This is a genomic window from Pedobacter duraquae, assembly GCF_004362245.1.
Classification (GTDB): Bacteria; Bacteroidota; Bacteroidia; order Sphingobacteriales; family Sphingobacteriaceae; genus Pedobacter; species Pedobacter duraquae.
Genome location: NZ_SNWM01000004.1, coordinates 261,646 through 281,918 on the forward strand (window position 1 = coordinate 261,646; position 20,273 = coordinate 281,918).

At 41.2% G+C, this 20,273-nt stretch carries 16 protein-coding genes; 14 read left to right on the plus strand and 2 right to left on the minus strand.

Annotation, left to right across the window (positions count from 1 at the left end; all coding sequences use genetic code 11):
• Positions 1-186: 186 nt before the first annotated feature.
• The 6 genes from CLV32_RS16705 to CLV32_RS16730 all read left to right on the plus strand — a co-directional run bounded on the left by CLV32_RS16705 (position 187) and on the right by CLV32_RS16730 (position 7,926).
• Positions 187-2,436 (plus strand): S41 family peptidase, encoded by a 2,250-nt coding sequence (locus CLV32_RS16705; RefSeq protein WP_133557609.1) that lies wholly within the window; start codon positions 187-189, stop codon positions 2,434-2,436.
• Positions 2,437-2,503: 67 nt separating this feature from the next.
• On the plus strand, positions 2,504-2,950 hold the full coding sequence (locus CLV32_RS16710) for a DinB family protein (protein WP_133557611.1): 447 nt from the start codon (positions 2,504-2,506) through the stop codon (positions 2,948-2,950).
• Between the two features lie 40 nt (positions 2,951-2,990).
• Entirely contained in the window at positions 2,991-3,353 is a 363-nt protein-coding gene (locus CLV32_RS16715) for a hypothetical protein (protein WP_133557613.1), read from the plus strand.
• A gap of 118 nt (positions 3,354-3,471) precedes the next feature.
• Positions 3,472-6,465 carry an ATP-binding protein gene (locus CLV32_RS16720; protein ID WP_133557615.1) on the plus strand — a complete coding sequence of 998 codons (2,994 nt, stop codon included), beginning with the start codon at positions 3,472-3,474 and terminating at the stop codon, positions 6,463-6,465.
• Between the two features lie 105 nt (positions 6,466-6,570).
• Complete coding sequence (locus CLV32_RS16725) at positions 6,571-6,960, plus strand: hypothetical protein (protein ID WP_133557617.1); 390 nt, start codon at positions 6,571-6,573, stop codon at positions 6,958-6,960.
• Between the two features lie 9 nt (positions 6,961-6,969).
• A complete protein-coding gene (locus CLV32_RS16730; RefSeq protein WP_208111034.1) occupies positions 6,970-7,926 on the plus strand; it encodes a cytochrome-c peroxidase in 957 nt (318 codons plus the stop codon).
• Between the two features lie 65 nt (positions 7,927-7,991).
• Here CLV32_RS16730 and CLV32_RS16735 read toward each other — a convergent pair whose 3' ends face one another.
• Complete coding sequence (locus tag CLV32_RS16735; RefSeq protein WP_133557619.1) at positions 7,992-8,177, minus strand: YtxH domain-containing protein; 186 nt, start codon at positions 8,175-8,177, stop codon at positions 7,992-7,994.
• A 144-nt stretch (positions 8,178-8,321) separates the two neighbouring features.
• Between CLV32_RS16735 and CLV32_RS16740 the strand changes: the two genes are divergently transcribed.
• From CLV32_RS16740 to CLV32_RS16775, 8 genes are all read left to right on the plus strand, one after another.
• Complete coding sequence (locus CLV32_RS16740) at positions 8,322-9,218, plus strand: AraC family transcriptional regulator (RefSeq protein WP_133557621.1); 897 nt, start codon at positions 8,322-8,324, stop codon at positions 9,216-9,218.
• A gap of 76 nt (positions 9,219-9,294) precedes the next feature.
• Positions 9,295-10,476, plus strand: coding sequence for an FAD-dependent oxidoreductase (locus CLV32_RS16745; protein ID WP_133557623.1), 1,182 nt, complete (start codon positions 9,295-9,297; stop codon positions 10,474-10,476).
• A gap of 120 nt (positions 10,477-10,596) precedes the next feature.
• Positions 10,597-11,022 carry a GNAT family N-acetyltransferase gene (locus tag CLV32_RS16750; RefSeq protein WP_133557625.1) on the plus strand — a complete coding sequence of 142 codons (426 nt, stop codon included), beginning with the start codon at positions 10,597-10,599 and terminating at the stop codon, positions 11,020-11,022.
• A gap of 213 nt (positions 11,023-11,235) precedes the next feature.
• Complete coding sequence (locus tag CLV32_RS16755) at positions 11,236-11,919, plus strand: hypothetical protein (protein ID WP_133557627.1); 684 nt, start codon at positions 11,236-11,238, stop codon at positions 11,917-11,919.
• Between the two features lie 2 nt (positions 11,920-11,921).
• On the plus strand, positions 11,922-13,073 hold the full coding sequence (locus CLV32_RS16760) for a TlpA family protein disulfide reductase (protein WP_133557628.1): 1,152 nt from the start codon (positions 11,922-11,924) through the stop codon (positions 13,071-13,073).
• A 95-nt stretch (positions 13,074-13,168) separates the two neighbouring features.
• Positions 13,169-13,486, plus strand: a complete 318-nt coding sequence (locus CLV32_RS16765; protein WP_133557630.1) for a DUF6660 family protein — start codon at positions 13,169-13,171, stop codon at positions 13,484-13,486.
• 73 nt (positions 13,487-13,559) lie between these two features.
• Positions 13,560-17,891, plus strand: coding sequence for a CusA/CzcA family heavy metal efflux RND transporter (locus CLV32_RS16770; RefSeq protein ID WP_133557632.1), 4,332 nt, complete (start codon positions 13,560-13,562; stop codon positions 17,889-17,891).
• 9 nt (positions 17,892-17,900) lie between these two features.
• Positions 17,901-19,067, plus strand: a complete 1,167-nt coding sequence (locus CLV32_RS16775) for an efflux RND transporter periplasmic adaptor subunit (RefSeq protein WP_133557634.1) — start codon at positions 17,901-17,903, stop codon at positions 19,065-19,067.
• Between the two features lie 35 nt (positions 19,068-19,102).
• Here CLV32_RS16775 and CLV32_RS16780 read toward each other — a convergent pair whose 3' ends face one another.
• Positions 19,103-20,263: an FAD-dependent oxidoreductase gene (locus CLV32_RS16780; RefSeq protein ID WP_133557636.1), complete on the minus strand. Its 1,161-nt coding sequence runs from the start codon at positions 20,261-20,263 to the stop codon at positions 19,103-19,105.
• Positions 20,264-20,273 lie beyond the last annotated feature (10 nt).

Below are 20,273 nucleotides of genomic sequence, written 5' to 3' on the forward strand. Positions count from 1 at the left end.
GTCACCCCTCACCTATTAAAAAGAATCGATTATTTAAGGGAGACACTTTGGTTACATAATTAATTTTTAGTTGATATGACGATTTCCACCTATATGTGATTGAAGTTTGCGTTGTCTTGGTTCGATAATGTTAAATTGTAACTTTAAAGAGTTTAATTAATCAAATTGTGGTTTTAAGCGCACAATATGAAAAAACTGTTCTACTTAATAATCCTTCTACTTTTTCAGTGCACACCTTCACAACCTAAATTTAATGGTGATTTCGAACTCCTGGACAACAAGTCCGGTTTACCACTAGGTTGGAAATTCCCATTCAGCAAGACAAAATCTAAAGGCTACGTTGTGACAATGGATAGCGCTATAAAACAACATGGGAAGTATGCTATAAGCATTCAAAATGTAAACAGCGCGTCAACATACGGTATCATAAACTACAAAATCGAAGATATTATCAAGTGTGACAGCATTACCTTGAGAGGTTACATTAAGGCTGAAGGCGTAATATCTGGTTATGCGGGATTATGGATGCGGACCGATGATGGTAAAGGCAATTCTTTAGCATTTAACAATATGTTGGCCAAAGGCATAAAAGGTACAACTCCTTGGAAATTTGTTTCCATTTCAATCCCATACAACCGCGAAAAGGTACGCAGCCTAAACATTGGCGGATTGTTAACTGGAGATGGTAGAGCTTGGTTTGATAATATGGAGGTATTGGTTGATGGAAAACCATTGAATAAAGCAAAATTCTCTAAGAAAATCATTTTGAATGCAGAAGCAGATACCGCTTATCAATATAGTTCAGGAATCAAACAATTTAAGCTAAATCCTCAACTGTTAATCAATTTAACAGCTGCAGGGCAGTTCTGGTCCTTCTTAAAATATCATCATCCCGCCGTTGCTAAAGGCGACTATAATTGGGACGCTGAGCTTTTTCGTCTTTTGCCACCCGTCATCAAAGCTAAAAATAATAAATCTTTGAGCACAGTATTAGAACAATTTCTAGACAAGCTTCCCACACCAGGTTACTGCGACAAATGTGCAGAAATATCTTCTACCTCATTTGTGATCAGACCGGAATATGGTATGCTACTGAATAATCCGACACTAAGCAAATCTCTTCAAGAGAAATTGAAATACGTAATAAATAATCGAAATCTCGGAGAAAATTATTACATCTCGATGGCTGAAAATACGCACAACCCTCAGTTCACTAACGAACGTGTTTATTCAGATATGTTCTATCCAGACACTGGATACCGCCTTCTGGCACTTTACAGATACTGGGCGATGATTAATTATTTTTTCCCTAGTAAATACCTTATTGGTGAGAATTGGAATACGGTATTAACATCTTCTTTATCTGAATTTGTAGACGCCCGTAACGAAGTAGATTATTCCTTGGCTACATTAAAACTTATCGCGAAAATAAAAGACACACATGCTGGTTTTTATGGCGATGATGAAGCGCTAAACAAATTTAAGGGAAATTACTTAGCTGCGCTTCAAGCTAAGTTTATAGAAGGTAAACTAATCATAACTGACCTTAACACGGATACACTTGATGTCAAGTTTAAATTAGCCATTGGGGACATTATTCAAAAAATTAATGACGTCTATGTGGACAGTTTGGTAAAAAAATATCTACCCTATACTTCAGCATCAAATTATGATACCCAATTACGTGACATGCCAACAGATTTTTTACTAAGAAGTAATGAGCCGAAGGTTAAACTTACAATTAGCAGGAATGGCAATGTTTTCAATTACCGTGTACCAACAGGAAATTTAGCTTCATTCTTTAAGGATCGTACATTTGAGCATGCCGTACCCTACAAACTAATAGATCAAGACATCGGTTATGTTTATCCAGGAAAATATAAAAACAGTATGCTAAATGATATAAAGAAAAAATTTAGCACTGTTAAAGGTATCATCATAGATATGCGTTGCTATCCTGCAGACTTTATGCCTTTTACCTTTGGAAGTTACATTAAAGATAAACCTAGTTCTTTTGTAAAGTTAACAGCAGGTTCTATCGGTTACCCAGGTGCCTTTCATTTCAAGCCTGAAATAGTAAACGGGCAGGAATTCGGTCGACCAGACAACGCCTTTAAGGGAAAAATCATTATTATTGTCAACTCAACTACCCAAAGTCAGGCTGAATATACAACGATAGCATTCCAGAGCTCACCTAATGTGAAAGTTATTGGAAGCACAACGGCCGGTGCCGATGGCGATGTTTCTAATATTTATCTTCCTGGAGGAATTTTTACAAGGATATCTGGACTAGGTGTTTACTATCCTGATGGTACGCACACACAGCGTGTTGGTGTCAGGATTGACCATAAAATATATCCTACTATTAAAGGTATCACTCAGGGAAGAGACGAACTAATGGAAAAAGCTTTGGAGTTATTAAAAGCGGCTATTTAAATATGAATATGGCCGTGCTCTAAGATCATTTATTTACATACCTTTAAATTGACACTGCTGCTTGCTCATGATGATACAAACACTAACAACATTATTCAACCGGGATTTGCAAAGGCTCCGGGAAGAAATCAGCTTATACCGCAATGAAACCAATATCTGGAAAATAGCTGATGGTATTTCAAACTCAGCGGGCAACCTTTGCCTGCATTTAGTAGGAAACTTAAATACTTACATCGGAAAAGAAATTGGGAAAACAGGGTATATCAGGAATCGTGAATTGGAATTCTCTTTGAAGGATATTCCTAAAACTGAACTGCTGGTCAAAATTGATGAAACGACGATAGTTGTTCTGAATGCACTCCGAAACATGCAGCATGAAGATTTGGAAAAAGAATTCCCTGTTATCGTGCTTGATACAAAGACCTCGACAGAATACATGCTGGTTCATCTGACAACTCATCTTACCTATCACTTAGGCCAGATAAATTACCACCGAAGATTGTTAGATATTTAGCTGTTTCAGAACAAGATCAGTTAAAATCTGTTTTGATATCATGAACCACACAACTGTACAAATTGCATTTTACATTTCTTTATTCCTCGTAATGCCCATAGGTGCAATATTGATGTACAAATGGGGAAAACGCATTGTTAAGCCTATCGCCGGGGATATAGATAAAAGCAAGCATATTCAGCTAGAAGGCGTAGCATTCAAAACGTTTATTTATATGATTCCTGCGTTACTTGTATTTGGGATCTTCGCAACACCGGTACTCTATTTCGGAAATCTGCAAAAGAAAGAAGATTATTGTATCCAGGTGATAAAGGTAAATAAAATGACAAAGAGCGATGCATTTTTGAAAGAAAGGTGCAGCTGCCTGGATGTGAATGAACTATTTGAAAAAGCAAAACAATAAGTCGCCAACCAGCCCTGTTACTGGTATTCCCAAACACGATATTTGGAATCGCAGATACTGACTCCGCTAAATATCAAGCCACTGTTTCATGTTATCCTAAAAATGGCTAGATTTAATCATGAGCTCAGAATGGATGTATCGTTATTTTTCAGGAATGATAACCTTACCGCTGCGCAAGCATTCGTTATCCAGATACTTGTTTAAATTCTTTTTATTCTGCTTACTGTTTTTACCAGTTAAACCGCTCCTTGCGCAACAGCAACCCTTAATTTTATCTGCTGACACCCTTGCCAAATATCCAAAAGGCCAACCTCTTCAACATGCACACTGGTTTTACAAACAGGGTGATAACCCGCATTGGCGAAGCCCAAACATAAGTGACAATAATTGGACGCCGGTCTCAACCAACTTTGGAAGTAACAAACTTTTAGCAGGCTGGAGTGGAATTGGTTGGTTCAGGTTATGGATCAGCTCGAATAATTCCTTCCAAAACAAAATGCTGGGTTTACGCATAAACCACGACGGTGCGTCTGAAATATATCTGGATGGGAAGCAAATTGGTGGGTACGGTAAAGTTGGAAAGGTGAAAAGTAATATTGTAGCAGCACGCGCCGCCTACACCATTGTTCCATTTCTGATAAACGATGGCGGGCCACACCTGCTTGCAATTCGTTATAGTAACCCTAATAATTATTTCCCTGAATTTATCGGCTTCGAAACCTGGCTAGGCACCTACCAGCAAATGTCTGCCGCCGCATCTGTAAGTATGCAACGCAATGACCTTTTACTAATTAGCGCCGGGGCGCAGCTGGCACTGGCATTATTACATATTTTTCTGTTTGTATGGTACCCCAAACAAAAGCAAAATTTAATTTATAGTCTCTTCGTACTGTTTTCAGCCTCCACTATCGTCATTCGCTTCGTAATTTATGACACCACAGACCCAGCACTACAGGCAGTAGCGAATAACGTGTTTTCAGCAGTTGTCATATTGAGCACTTTTGCTATCGGTCTTTTGTTTTATGCTGTAAGCTACACAGTTTTGCCTAAGTGGCGCATAATAATTTTAGCTTCAGTTACATCAGGCTTACTTATCTATCTAACATATTTAAGTGTTGATTGCGGTTGTGCGGTTGCTAATAAGCTATCACCCATCCTCAATCTCTACTATTTACTCGTTAACATAGACGGGATTCGAGCAATCATCGTCGCTATCAGAAAGCGCAAACCGGGGGTCTGGCTCATTGGATTAGGCATGTTTATTCTAGCACTATTCTTTTTTATTGTCGGGGTAAATTTCTTCGGTTTGTTTGAGGATGAAGAATTAATAAATCAGTGGATGAGTTTAGGTTTATTGGTCTTACCAGTATGTTTTTCGATTTACCTCGCGCTTGACTTCGCCCGTACCAACCGTAACCTAAGTCTTCAACTACAACATGTACAGCAACTATCTGAGCTCAATGCCACCCAGGAAGCAGAAAAGTTGAGATTGATAACCGAGCAAGCGCAACAACTGGAGTATACTGTTGTCGAACGTACAACAGAAGTAATGGCGCAGGCAGAAAAACTGCGTGAAATGGATGCCGTTAAATCGCGTTTCATGATCAACCTGACGCACGAATTTCGTACACCACTCACATTAATACTGGGCCCCATTAAACAAATATTGACGCGTGTAACTGATAAGCAAACTATAGTACAGGCAAACACCATCCAAAGAAATGCCGAACGCTTGCTCCAATTAATTACCCAAATGCTTGATCTCACTAAATTGGAAGCAGGAAAAATGGAACTAAGCAACACCCCTACTGAACTCATCATCTTAATAAGACGTAATTTTTTATCTTTTGAATCGCTCGCTAATGAAAAACAGATTGATCTACGGTTTTTATCAGATTGGGAAATACTCTGGTTGCTAATCGATAAGAACAAAGTTGAGATGATCGTGCTCAACTTATTATCGAACGCTGTGAAATTCACAAACTCAAAGGGCCAGATTATTTTGTCGTTAAGAAAAAACGCAGATCTTAACTGGCTTGAATTGAAAATTAGGGATACCGGTGTCGGCATCCCGAAAGGAAAATTACCTTTTATTTTCGACAGATTTTATCAGGCAGATCCATCCGACAGCCGTTCACATGAAGGAACTGGTATCGGCTTAGCTATCACTAAAGAACTTGTTACGCTTTTAGGTGGAAATATGGCACTAAACAGCATCGAAGGTAAGGGTACTGAGGTTACTGTACACTTGCCTATAAACGAAACAGCAGCAGTTATAGAGCAAGAGAAAGCAAATATTCTGGAGTCCAGTGTTAGTCGTGGCCAACTTGACCACATAGAATTGACGAACATAGACAAGGAATTGCCTCTGATTCTAGTGATAGAAGATAACCCGGAACTACGAGATTTTATCGGCAGTATTTTGCATCCGGTATACCGCGTACTACAGGCGTCTAATGGCGAAGAAGGATTAAATATAGGAATTGCACAAATACCGGATTTGGTGATCACAGACTTGATGATGCCGATTATGGATGGCTATCAGGTTTGTTCAGAATTTAAACAAAATGAAAAGACCAGCCACATCCCAGTGATCATCTTAACTGCCAAAAGTGGGATTGAAAACAGAATAACAGGCTTAGAAATAATGGCTGACGCCTATCTTGATAAACCTTTTGATGAGCGGGAGTTATTCATAACAATTAAGAATCTAATCGCTATACGCAAACAACTGCAGCAACAATACGGCAAAACGGATGCCTGGCTAGGACAGCATGCTGATTTACCAGCCATGGAAAAAGTGTTCCTGGATAGGGTTCTGCTGCTAGTTGAAACGCACCTGGACGATGAACGGTATAGCGTGGAATTACTGGCTGATGATATGAACTTAAGCCGTACGCAATTACATCGTAAATTAAAGGCTGTTATTGCTCAAAGTCCTGGCGACTTGATTCGGATTGTAAGGCTGCAGCATGCGTATGAGCTATTAAGAAACAAAGTAGGTACTGTAGCTGATATCAGCTACATGGTAGGATATGGGAATCCAAAAAACTTCTCGACTAGTTTCTCCAAACATTTCGGGTTCTCCCCAACTGAAGCTTCAAATCATTAAAATAAAACAAATTGCAACGTTTTCAAGACGAATTGCAACTACGTCAAACCTCAGATGCTTTAGGTTAATGTTCCTTTGTGGTATTGTTCAACTAATCATACCACTATGAAAAAAGTCTTTTTTGCCACCATGCTGGCCATCTCAATTATTAACTTCTCTTTTACAGAGGACACCAACCCATTAATCGGTCGCTGGGAATGGTCGACGAAACATGTTGAGGGTCCACTTACAATTTTGGCCGTATTTAAAACCAACGGCATTTATGACGGATTTGCCAACAAAAAGAATTTTGTAACAGGCACATACCAGGTTAAACATGATACGCTATTTATCGCTGATCCAATCTGCAACGCAAAATATAACGCGACTTACAAACTCAAGTTCTTCGGTAAACAAGACTCTGTCCAGTTTAATGTTATTCAGGATACTTGCGCCCAGCGCAGAAAGGGCATTGACGGGTTTGTATATAAGCGATTGCCGGCAGCTAAAAAATAATAGCTCCTCATGAAGAAGCTTTATTATTTTACATTTTTTGCAGCGTTTGTTATCATCATGTCGATGGCTGCATTTAACAGTTCGGAACCGGCAACAAAAGAAAGCTTAGGCGAGATGCTTTTTTCTGATCCGATACTTTCTGGCAACAGGAAAATTAGTTGCAGTTCTTGTCACAAAGCTGAATTTGCTTTTGCTGATACTATTGCGATTAGTCCGGGTGTATCTGGACGTACAGGAACTAGGAACGCGCCTTCGGTTATGAACAGTGCATTACAAGCAAGTTTTTTTTGGGACGGAAGAGCATCAACGCTTGAAGAACAGGCGCTCCTGCCCGTTGCTAATCCGGTAGAGATGAACCTCCCCATAGCATTGGCGATCAAAAGATTAAACCGGGATAAAAAATATCGGAAAGCATTTTATCGCGTGTTTAACCAGTATCCGAACGCAACAAACCTTGCTTTAGCATTAGCTGCTTTTGAGCGTACATTAGAAACCAATAACTCGCCGTTTGATGATTGGAGGTTAACCGATAATGAAAACGCTGTTAGTACGTCTGTTAAGCGAGGTTTTTTATTATTTAATGGCAAAGCCCGCTGTTTTCAATGTCATTTTGGACCTGACTTCAATAACAGCGAATTTAGAAACATCGGTCTTTTCGACGGAAAACTTTTGACAGATAGCGGAAGGGCGGTTCTCACGAAAAAGAAAACAGACTTGGGGAAATTTAAGATCGGCCCGCTTCGAAACATAGCTCTAACAGCGCCTTATATGCATAATGGACGATTTAAAACTTTGCGTGAGGTGATTGACTATTATAATGATCCTGATAAGGTAGTCCCTCATTCCATTGGTAGAGACCCGTTGCTTTCAACCCCAATTAACCTTTCCGAACAGGAAAAAGAAGACATTGAAGAATTTCTTAAATCATTGACCGACAAGCGATTTATAAAGGATCTTAGTAGTTAGAAATTAACAATCCGTCTGCAACAAACCGTTAAAAAAAACGCTACTGAAGGTCAGTAGCGTTTTTTTTAATATTCCTGAGGCAAATAACCGTCTGTAAGATCCTCCTTAATAGCCCTTGCTTTGCCTATTAACTCAGGAACCTGCTCTTTAATTTCGTCCAGCCTGGTTCTTCCCAGTGCGTCTGTTTCAGTGAAGAATTTATAAGCACCGTATACCGCAGCACTAATAACAATTGTTTTAAATAATCCCATTTTTCTAAGTATGTTGATGATACCGGTATAACAGACTCAATTGGATAATGTTTACAGTTTAAACGCTATATATTATTTTTTCGATATAAGGCTAAGCATAGCTATCAACAGAGAACTTCAGTTTCTTTATTCCTATCTTTAATCATGACACTACCAGAAAAGGAACCGGAGGCTAAAGGTCAGGTCAGCATAAAAAGCAATCACATCCCTGTCAATACAATGCCATCTGGGACCAGAGAAGGAATAATGATAGCAAGGACTGTTTGCGATGGACTACCTAATGCTATTGAGGTAGAACGACCGCATCGGGATAATGGACATTTGTTTATTCTACAAGAGGAAGGAACTACCCACATTGAAATAGATTTTGAGGAGCATCACATCGCTCCCTCTTCAATTATTTACATCAACCCCGATCAGATACACCGGTTAATTTCTTTCGAAAACGCCACAAACACCAACTGGATTATCACCAGTGAAAACTTAAATCAGGAAAACCTGAATTTGTTGGAAAGCATCACCCCTGTAAACGCGCTATCGTTAACGCCAGAAACGCAGGCACTAATTGCAGAAACAAGTTCGTTATGTATACGCTTTTCTGCACGGAAACATGAAAAGTTATACAACGCCATTCTCAAGGAAAGCTGCAACACCCTGGTTTCATTGGTCATATCTCAATATTTGGCAAAAAATACAACCACAGATAACGCTACACGATTTGAGGTGATTACAAAATCATTCAAAATCTTATTGCAACGTGATTTCGCTACTGTAAAGAGTCCTTCTAAATATGCGGAGCGGTTGAACATCTCTACACCTTACCTGAATGAATGTGTAAGGGCCACAACAGGGAAATCCGTTTCCTTGCACATTCAACACCGCACTATTCTGGAAGCCAAGAGACTGCTTTTTCATTCCAATAGATCTGTAAAGCAAATTGCTGGTGAGCTTGGTTACTCTGATTACTCCTATTTTACACGTCTGTTTACCAAGATTACCGCCATGACACCGCTCGCCTTCCGAAATAAAATCTTCGATTAGTCCTATACTCGCTCTGTATAGACATTGTTTACCCTGACAATATCGAGTTCCTTTGTATCAATAAAAACGATATAAAATGGAATCAACAATAAATCTACTTCATCATAAGGAGATAGCTATCGTAGGTGCTGGACCGGGCGGCTTAACGCTAGCAAGGCTTTTACAGCTTAAGGGAGCGAAGGTAAAAGTATATGAACGGGATCATAGTCAGGAAGCACGTGTACAGGGAGCAATCGTAGATCTGCATTTTGATTCAGGTTTAAAAGTCCTAAAAGCTGCTAACCTGATGGATGCTTTCAAAGCAAGTTATATTCCTGGAGCAGATAATTACCGCATGTTGGATCAAGCCGGGAATATGCTACTGGATGAACACATCCAAAAGACCACGGTGGGATTTGATAGCGAGCAATTCAGGCCAGAGATCGATAGAGGGGTACTCAGAGACTTATTAATCGATGCCTTGTTACCGGGTACCGTTGTTTGGGATAGTCAATTTGTAGAAATGGCGGAGCATAATAACCGCTGGTCGATCAAATTCAAGAATGGCTCAATTGCTACCGCAGATCTCGTAATTGGAGCAGAAGGTTACCGATCAAAAATCAGATCTTACGTAACCGATATCGAGGCAGTGTATTCTGGTGCTACTATCATTCAAGGCGATATCGACAATCCAGAGCAGGATTGTGCTGAAATGTACGCATTGGTTAATAACGCCAATCTTATTGGAATGGGTATCGGGAAAACTATTGCTGTACAGCCCAGAGCAAACCGCGGTCTGACGTTTTATGCCGCCTCACTTTATCCGGAAAACTGGGTTAGTACCAGTGGGATTGATTTTGGAAATGCAGATGATGTGTATAATTACCTGATCAAGTATTATAGAGGCTGGAACCCATTGTTTTTTACGCTCTTTAAAGCGTGCAAGCAATTTATTCCGAGACCGTTGGACTATTTTCCGCTGGATCAGAAATGGGAAACAAAACGAAACCTCACCTTAATTGGTGACGCCGCTCACCTAATGCCACCATCTGGAGAAGGCGTAAATACAGCAATGTTGGATGCTTTAGACCTAAGTATATGTTTGACGAATGGTGAATATGCAGATCTGCCTACCGCTATGTCGGCCTTCGAACAGCAGATGTTAGCCAGAGCAACTACCCTTGGAGCAGAGGCGCTCGATGGAATCCAGGATTTCGCCGCTCCTACTCAGGAATCTATCCGGAAGCTCTTAAAACTGTTAAGTCAGGACTACGATTAACTTAATAAGTTAGGGTATGTGACCCATGCATAAACCTAAAATATCTCTGAAAGAATTGACCTACTTATATTTTTATCAGATCAATAAAAAATGCAATTTGGAAGTGTTTAAAAACATCAGATGGCAATACGAAAAGCGAACACCGGGGACCTCGATCCAATAGTTACCCTCCTCAACCAACTGGGGTATCCTGGGACTGAAAAATTCATGCAAGAAAAGCTAAACCGCTTAATGACACATCCAGACGAAGTGCTCATAGTTTACGAAGAAAACAACAAAGTTTTGGCGGTAATGTCGATTCATTTTATATGTCAGCTAGCGCTTGAAGGCGATTTTGCAAGGATAAGTTATTTTGCAGTTGACGGTACTGCCAGAAGTAATGGAATTGGTAAATTATTGGAAGAATATTGTGCTGAGCTGGCAAAAAATAGAAAATGCGACAGAATTGAAGTCCATTGTCATGAGAGAAGAACCCAGGCGCATAAATTTTATATCAGGCAGGGCTACGAAGAGGTTCCCAAATATTTCGTAAAATCATTGGTATAAACAGATTAACAGTAAATATACTGGTGAGGCGTGCGAATTGAGAATGAAATTGCCCTTTCCTTATCGAATGAAAATAGACCCGCCAATTCAAGCGAGGCTATAGTTTCCTGAACCGGCCCTGCCCAGGCGTGCAGCCACGGAAAACTAATTGCATAGTTTTAATACTAAATCTTTAGTTTTAATCACTACCTTGTATTTATAAATCGCTTGATTATGAAAACAAGGTTAATTCTTCTATTTCTGATGGGTCCTTTGTGGCTGACCGCACAAAACATCAACTACGTGATTGATGGGCAGATATTAGATACCACAAATGCCAGGTATGCCTATCTGATGACAATATCCTATCAGGTGGCTCTTTCCAGCGACAAGGTTTTTCAGGTCGAGCCGGTAACTGACGGCAAATTCGAATTTAAGGGTAATTTTGATTTAGCAGGGCGCCCCTACCAAGAGGCCTCGATATTTTTTAGTCGGCGCGGCAATATTTCAAAAGAAGAAATTCAATCAAAGTACCGGAATTTTGTATGGCCATCTCGTTATGACAGGGTTGTGAAAACCATTACCCTGGATAGTATGACGCTAGAAGTATCATCTGCGATCAATGCGAGAGATGCAAAAATTGTCGCGGGAGGTAAGCTGGCGGCGTTATATGATGCTTATGCCCTTTCCTCCAAGAATGACTATAAAGATGTGCTGGAACTTATCAAGCATAACCCTGATTCCCAGGCTACTTTTGATACCATAAATAGTTTGTCAGGAAGGTTTTCTTACAAAGATGAGATTCCAACTTTCTGGGGAACTCCATTAACGCTATTCCCCTTGTTATCTGAACGACTGAGGAACAGTCAGGCGGGAAAGATCTTGAAAGCAAAAATCGATAACGACTCAAAACTATAACTATGAAAAATCTACTAATTATCATCGCCTTTGTATGCAGCGCTGTTGCTGGTTCAGCCCAGCAGTTTGTGGCTGGCAAAGTTATATTGAATATTAACGCTAAGGATTTAAGATCCATCCCGCTTCGCATTGTACTCGACCGTGATGATATGGGCGTTAATGAATATTCTGTTGACACCCTAAAGTTTGATAACACGAATACTCAATTTTCTTACCAGACTAAAGAGCCAATGAAATATAAGTTGACTCTGTTTTGGGCTGGTAGAGCCACCACTTCAACAGCCTTTTGGGTATCACCAGGAATTTATACACTTCATGTTTCGGAAAATCGGCAGGCAGAAGTTATAAGATCGTTACCTGATCAAACACTAATTAAAATGGTTGCTCTGGATCAAAAAAAGGTGATTAACTACCAGACGGAAGTAAATACGCTGTCAAAGCTGGAATATGATCATAAATCGATCCAGCAGGCTGAAGCAGAAGTTTCTGCCTTGAGGGATTCTCTGGCAAAAGATCTCGATGAAAATATTTACAGGAAAACCATGATGGAGAACCTCGATAATCCAGTAGGCGCTTATGCTTTTATCCGCTATGCAGAACATCCCGGAAGTAATCAGCGATTCAAAGCACAGCCTTACGAAATGGAAAAATTAATGGAGCTCCTCGATACGGGTATCCAAAACCTCCCTTCTTTAAAGATAATGGCGGCCAAAATTGCGAGAGGAAAACAAATGCTTTCCGGTAAAGTAATGAAGGATATCACACTAGTTAATGCCCTGGATAAGCCCATTAAAATAAGTGATTATAAAGGCAAGTATTTACTTGTCGATTTCTGGGCGAGCTGGTGTACACCTTGCAGGCAGGAACATCCTAATATGATCAGCATGTTCAAGAAATATACAGCTTCAGGTTTTAATATTCTCAGTGTTAGTCGCGACGTACGCAGCGACAAAGCTGCCTGGCTTTCTGCAATAGATAAGGATGGCACTGGCATTTGGGCCCAGGTAAGTGACTTCAATGATTTGGCAAAACAAACGTATGATATTCGCGCACTTCCTTCAAATTATCTGATTGATCCGGCGGGTAAAATTATTGCGCGTGATCTACGAGGAGAAGATTTAAATCTACAACTTGCCAAAATTTTCAAAAAATAAGACAGAAGTTAAGAGGCAGTCCTTAACACAAATCTGACCAGACTTAAAATTAATAATTTTAAAATTCTCAATTATATTTACCTCCTTTGTACGGAATGAAATTGTTTACAATTATTTTAGGCATCTATTTTATCCTGGTTGCAATTGTGCCATGCCAGGATAATGACGGCGTACTACCGACCGATAGCCTGGAAACATCTGTAAATATCGACCATTCACGTAGTGACGAAACGGGTCAGGACGTGTGTCCGCCATTCTGCAACTGCTCTTGTTGCTCAACGCCAAGAACAATACCTGCACAACAAGTACTAATTGTATTTTCAAAAATCCTGGTCAGACGTTTCGCGCAACCAACAATCCCCTCAACCCAAAAACAGATCCTCGCGATTTGGCAACCTCCGCAGTTGGTGTAATTATTTTTAAATATTATTTACAGTTCGCAGTATTGCACTGCAACTATTTCTTTATTCTTATTACACCGATTTCATGTTAGATGCCATCATAAGGTTCAGCATACGAAATAAACTGGTAATTGGCTTTTTTACACTGGCACTTGTAGCCTGGGGTATATGGAGTACATTACAAATACCAGTCGACGCGTTGCCAGACATCACAAATAACCAGGTGCAGGTAATTACCAAAGCCCCAACTTTAGCAGCACAGGAGGTAGAACAATATATCACCTACCCCGTAGAACGCTCATTATCAAACCTGCCAGATATCACCGAGATGCGATCCATGTCCCGCTTCGGTCTAAGTGTGATCACGATCGTATTTAAAGAATCCGCAAACGTCTACTTTGCACGGCAGCTCATTTCTGAGAAACTCACAGAGGCCCAGGAACAAATTCCTAAAGATACCGGCAGACCAGAGCTAGCACCAGTCACCACTGGCTTGGGTGAAATTTATCAGTACATCCTACACCCCAAAAAAGGTAGTGAAAAAAAATACACCGCAATGGATCTTCGCACCATGCAGGACTGGATTGTGACCCGCCAGCTTTATGGCATAACAGGTGTTGCTGAAGTAACCGCCTTTGGAGGAATATCCAAACAATATGAAGTAGCGATTGATCCGGATAAACTTAAGGCACTGGATGTCAACATACCTGAAGTGTTCACCGCTCTTGAAAAAAACAATCAAAATACCGGTGGTGCATATATCGATAAGAAGCCTAACGCCTATTTCATTCGTGGTATAGGATTGATGTCAGGTATTCCCGATATCGAAAACACAATCATCAAAAGACAGGCAAATGGTGTACCCATACTTGTTAAAAACGTAGCAAAAATACAACTCGGTTCGCCACCAAGATACGGCGCAATGACTTACAATGGTGAGAAAGAAGTTGTAGGTGGCATTGTACTTATGACAAAAGGTGCAAATAGCGCAGCAGTGGTTGCGCTTGTCAAAGATCGGATGAAACTCGTCCAAAAATCATTACCCAAAGATGTTATTATCGAGCCATTTCTGGACAGGACAAACTTGATCAACCGCGCCATCAGCACGGTTGAGCGTAACCTGATTGAAGGTGCCCTCATTGTCATATTTGTTCTGGTCTTGTTCCTCGGAAACTGGCGTGCGGGACTGATTGTGGCATCAGCTATCCCCCTGGCATTACTATTTGCACTGTCGCTCATGAATCTATTTGGCGTATCGGCCAACCTGATGTCGCTTGGAGCCATAGATTTCGGGTTAATTGTAGATGGGGCAGTCATTATTGTCGAAGCTACCATGCACCATTTGCTATTGCGAAAACGTACAGGCAGGTTTACTCAGCAGGAAATGGATAATGAGGTCTTTGAATCCGCTTCCAGGATACGAAATAGTGCCGCTTTTGGTGAAATTATTATTCTGGTAGTGTATATCCCGATCCTTACCTTAACAGGTATTGAAGGAAAGATGTTTCGCCCGATGGCGCAAACTGTAGGTTTTGCCATTCTGGGGGCTCTGCTCCTATCCTTAACCTACATCCCCATGATGTCTGCGCTATTTTTATCTAAAAATGCAGAACCAAAGGTTACTTTTTCAGAAAAGATGATTAACTTTTTATATCAGAAATATGAGCCTGTATTAAAGGCTGCCATCCGATTTAAATACTTCGTTGTAGGTCTGGCTGTAGCATTGCTGGTAATCAGTGGGATTATATTTTCCAGGATGGGCGGCGAATTTATTCCGCAACTCGAAGAAGGTGATTATGCCATTGAATTTGTGCTACCGCAGGGCACTTCCCTATCACAAACTATCGAAACGGTGATGCAGGCAGAGCGCATGTTACTTAAATATCCGGAGGTTAAAATGGCGGTCGGAAAAACCGGCAGTGCAGATGTAGCAACAGATCCTATGCCACCTGAAGCTTCAGATCTGATCGTAGTATTAAAAGATAAATCAGAATGGCCAAACGGGAAAGGCTTTTATGAACTTGCTGAAGACATGAGGAATACGTTATCAAATATTCCAGGTGTTATTGCAGAACCGAGCCAGCCAATACAGATGCGTTTCAATGAGCTGATGACTGGCGTAAAGCAGGATGTAGCCATTAAGATTTTTGGAGAAAATCTTGACACTTTAAATATCATGGCCGAAAAAGTTGCGCGGGCGGTGAGGTCCGTAAATGGAGTAGTCCAACCTCAGATTGAACGCGTAAGTGGATTGCCGCAGATAACGATCAAATATGATCGCGCGAGAATGTCGAACTACGGACTGAACATTGAAGACGTAAATCAGGTAGTAAGCACGGCCTTTGCGGGCAACACTACAGGATCGATCTATGAAAACGAACGGCGCTTCGATCTGGTTGTCAGACTTGACTCTGCACACCGTAATGCTATTGAAAATGTAAGCGACTTATTTATCCCCAGCCCAGACGGCAACCAGATTCCATTATCCCAGGTCGCAACAGTCGACTACGAAACCGGCCCTGCTCAGATCAGCAGGGAAAATGCACGACGCCGGATCGTAGTTAGCTTTAATGTATCAGGTCGGGATGTAGAAAGCGTTGTCGAAGAAGTCCAAAAGAAGCTGGACTCAAAAGTGCCACTTCCTACGGGATATTACTATACTTACGGCGGTACGTTCGAAAATTTGCGACAGGCATCTTCCAGATTAATGGTGGCAGTACCCGGGGCTTTACTACTTATTTTCGCATTGCTGTATTTCACCTTCCGATCTCTTAGACAGGCAACGCTAATCTTCACAGCCATACCAATGTCTGCAATTGGCGGTGTGTTTGCATTATTACTACGCGGAATGCCCTTCAGCATATCCGCTGGTGTTGGCTTCATCGCCCTGTTTGGCGTTGCTGTTCTCAATGGCATAGTGCTGATTGGCACTTTCAATCAGTTGGAAAAAGATGGTGTGACAAACGTCCTTGACAGAATATTCCAGGGTACCAAGGACAGACTGCGGCCAGTACTGATGACAGGGGCAGTAGCTTCACTAGGCTTTTTACCAATGGCCATGTCTTCGAGTGCCGGAGCGGAAGTTCAAAAGCCACTTGCTACAGTAGTAATTGGCGGATTACTTACAGCTACAATCCTCACATTGATAGTTTTGCCTTTACTGTATTTGATCTTTACTAAACATAGTCGTCAATCAAGCGCAAAAGGAAAGAAAACATTATTAACGCTGGCCCTAATCGGAATCTCGGGAACCACCTTCGCGCAGTCAACAACGGAACCACAGCACATTTCATTGCAGACCGCATATCAAATAGCGGTAAACAACAACCTCGATCTTAAGTTATCAAACATTAAGATAAGCGAGCAACGGATAATCGAAAAAACAGCATTCAACCTACCTAAAACTGGAGTTTTTGCTGAAAACGAGGATATCAGCCCGGTTGACAAAAAAGGTATTTTAAAGATTGGAATATCGCAGAGCATCGATTGGCCAGGTTTATACAAGGCACGAAAAAATCTATATGCAGAACAAACAAGGTATGCCGAATACCAGCGGTTGGTGTTGACAGCGGAAATCAAGAGGGACGTTGCTGCGGTCTATTATGATTTATGGTATAGTCAGAGCAAACAACGCTTGTGGAAACGTCTGGATAGTATCTATGCAAACTTGGCAAAAGCAGCAATATTAAGGGTGAAGACAGGAGAAAATGCCGGACTAGATAGCATTGCAGCACGGGCAAAATCTCGGGAAACAACGGTTCAATTGCGAATTCTGGGCCGGGATATCGCCAGTAAGCAGCAGGCATTAAAACGCTTGCTAAATACTGAGCAAATGTTTCTGGCAGATGCAGGTGATTTGATGAAGTTAACACTTGATGCTGCAACTGCAGATAGTGTCAATCATCCGGCCCTCCGGTTACAGGAACAACAGGTCAATATTGCAGGCTTTCAAACCAAACTTGCCGGTCAGACAAAAATGCCATCGCTGGAAGGTCGGTTTTTCTCGCAACGGCTGTACGGTATTAGCATGCCGTATTCAGGTTTTTCGATTAGTTTGGGCATTCCACTATTTGGCAGGAGCTATTATAAAAACACCCTTAAGGCTAGCCAATTGGAACAGAATTATCAGCGAACAGTATTATCTAACCAACAATTAGCCTTTGGCTCGGCGTATAAACAGGAGTTTGAACAACTTCAAAAAAGCAATGAATTGCTGGAATACTATACTGGTACGGGACTAAAGCAAGCTGACGCTATTATCAAGGCAGCCGACCTCTCCTATCGTGCGGGAGAAATTGGCTTTGCAGAGCTCTCTCAATTTTTAGCACAGGCTATTGATATCCAAAGAAACTACATTGACGTGCTGAATGAGTATAACCAATCAGCCGTCAAATTAAACTACTATACCAGTAAATAACCCACCGTCATGAACAAACATTTCAAATCATATATACACATCCTGATTCTATTAGCAACAGTGACTGCCTGTTCGGAAAAAAAAGAGCCGGAAGCAGAAAAAAGCGAACCGGAAACAGCAGCACTAACAAATACAGTAAGCCTTACCGCGGCTCAAATTAAAACAGCAGGAATACAGTTCGGATCCGTTGAAATGAAGAATTTGGCAACGGCAATCAAGGCAAATGGTCTCCTATCGGTACCCAACCAAAACAAAGCTCTGGTAACCTCAGTGACCAGCGGAATCGTTAAGACCCTAAGCATACAGCCCGGTAATTATGTAAACAAAGGACAGGTAATCGCGACAATTCTGAATCCGGATATCGCTCAAATGCAACAGCAACTACAAGCAAATCAAGCCCAATTGAGGCTCGCAGAACAGGAATACCAACGACAACGTGAACTCGTTGCAGGTAATGCCGCTCCATTAAAAAACCTCCAACGTGCAGAAGCTGAAATGGCTACCCTAAAATCTGCAAATAAATCACTGCGGATGCAGCTCTCGACTATGGGCATAACACCTGGAGGAGCCACAATCGTAACCAGCATCCCTGTGCTGGCGCCAATAAGCGGGACAATTAGCGAGGTTATTGCACAGATCGGATCCAATGTTAACGCTGCAACGCCTATAGCCCAAATCGTAAATAACTCACAGCTTCACCTGGATCTTTTTGTATTTGAAAAGGATTTGTCAAAAGTCAAACCAGGACAATTGATTCACTTTACTTTAACAAACAGCGTGGGCAAAGAATATGATGCTAAGATCTATTCCATTGGAACAGCTTTTGCCAGTCAGTCGAAAACTATCCCCGTTCACGCAATAGTTATGGGTGATAAAACAGGGCTGATTGAAGGCATGAACATCACCGCTATTATCAGCATTGGTAATTCTCTTCTGCCTGCTCTACCGTCTGAAGCCATAGTAACTACCGGTGGGCAGGATTATATTTTCCAGGTCAAAAATCAGAATGAGAAGGAAACGTCATTTGAGCGAATTGCAGTCGCTAAAGGGATCTCAGATATCGGCTTTACCGAGATAACTCCTGTTAAAGAGCTTAAAAAGGGCGTTAAAATTGTTGTTAAAAAAACTTTTTTCGTACTCGCAAAGATGGTTAACACAGGAGAAGCTTCGGACTAAACCCTAATAACATGATCAGCACAAAAACAAATAGGCTAAGACTTATCCGGGGCAAAAAGTTCCAATATTTTCTTTAATCCATCAGGAGAATGCATCCATGAAGTGTTATCTAAGGTAATTTCAGCGATCTGGGCTGATCTTTCCAACATTTGGTTTTCGAAATATTGAATCGCAGAAAGTGTCTCAGTAAATATACCTCCTGTCAGCACCTCGCTAAGTTCTAACGCGTCTAACATCGCCATGTTGACACCTTCACCAGCATATGGTGGCATCAAATGTGCTGCATCCCCCAACATAGTGAGGTCTGACCTGCCAGTCCATATCTGGTTGAGGGGCATACAATATAATGGTCTAACCGTAAAGATCGTAGCGGGATGAACAAAAAGTTCATACCACACCGGATCCCAATGGTCATATTCTTTTTTAAACCACTGTAGCATCTGCAGGTGATCTGTTACGTCGATTCCGAGATCTTTTGTTTCTTCAATACTAAAACCGGTATAAAAAGAGATGCTTCCGTCCCCTTTAGAACTCAAAATAATAGTTTTAGAATCGCCAAAAGCAAAAATCTTACCTCCGTTTAGCAACTTGGCGAGAACTGGCGCATTGTCGTCAGCATGATAAATATTACCCTCGACAACTGTAATCCCCGAGTAGAACGGCTTTTGATCAGTAATCAATGGCCGAATTTTAGAATTTGCACCATCGGCGGCGATCACAAAATCCGCCTCCGCAGAACTCCCATTCTTGAAGTTCAGCACCCATTTATCCTCATGTTTGTATAGCCCCTCAAAATTACTGTCCCAGACTACCGTACCGGGTTCTAAAGAATCCAGTAAGAGCTCCCGAAGTGGTCCGCGGTCAATCTCCGGTCTAAACCATGGGTCGTCAAAATCCGTTAAATAATGCTGAGCATGCTGATCGAAATAAACAATGCCATGTTCGTCTGTAACACGAATCCGATCAGCACCTGGCCGGTATACCTCTTTAAACAAGTCTAACAAGTTGGCTTGCCGCAAAGCTTTTAATCCTGATTCATAATGCAAATCTAAAGTCGCACCCTGTACACGTACCTGCCGGTTCAGGTCCCGTTCATAAACACTTACGTCGAGACCTTTCATTTGTAAAAGCCTCGCCAGTGTAAGTCCACCGGGTCCGCCTCCCACAATCGCTATTTTCTTTCCTTGTAACAACATAATACGAAAT